Consider the following 468-nt stretch of genomic DNA (forward strand, 5'->3'; position numbering starts at 1 on the left):
GACGCAGCAAAAACAGCTATCGACAATGTAACAACAAATGATGCAGTAACTCAAGCTAAGACAGATGGAGCAACGTCAGTAGACTCAGTAAATCCGACAGCACAAGCTAAGCCAGCAGCGAAGAAAGCAATAGAAGATGCATTAAAAGCTAAAAACGATGTGATTGACGCGAACAATGACTTAACAGACGAAGAAAAAACTGCAGCGAAAGCTGACGCGAAAGCAAAAGCAGATGCAGCAAAACAAGCGATTGACAACGAGACAACAAACGCAGGTGTAGACCAAGCTAAGACAGATGGAGCTACATCAGTGGGTTCAGTAAATCTAACAGCACAAGCAAAGCCAGCAGCGAAGAAAGCAATAGAAGACGCCCTAAAAGCTAAAAACGATGCGATTGACGCGAATAACGACTTAACAGCTGAAGAAAAAGCAAAAGCTAAGGAAGATGCAAAAGCAAAAGCTGACGCA

At 43.2% G+C, this 468-nt stretch carries 1 protein-coding gene; it reads left to right on the forward strand.

Going from position 1 to position 468, the window contains the following annotated elements; genetic code table 11:
- Positions 1–468 (forward strand): DUF1542 domain-containing protein (locus PNO30_RS01530; protein ID WP_271986898.1); only part of this gene is annotated, 468 nt, incomplete at both ends.

The organism is Gemella haemolysans (assembly GCF_028308085.1).
In the GTDB taxonomy this organism is placed as follows: Bacteria; Bacillota; Bacilli; order Staphylococcales; family Gemellaceae; genus Gemella; species Gemella haemolysans_D.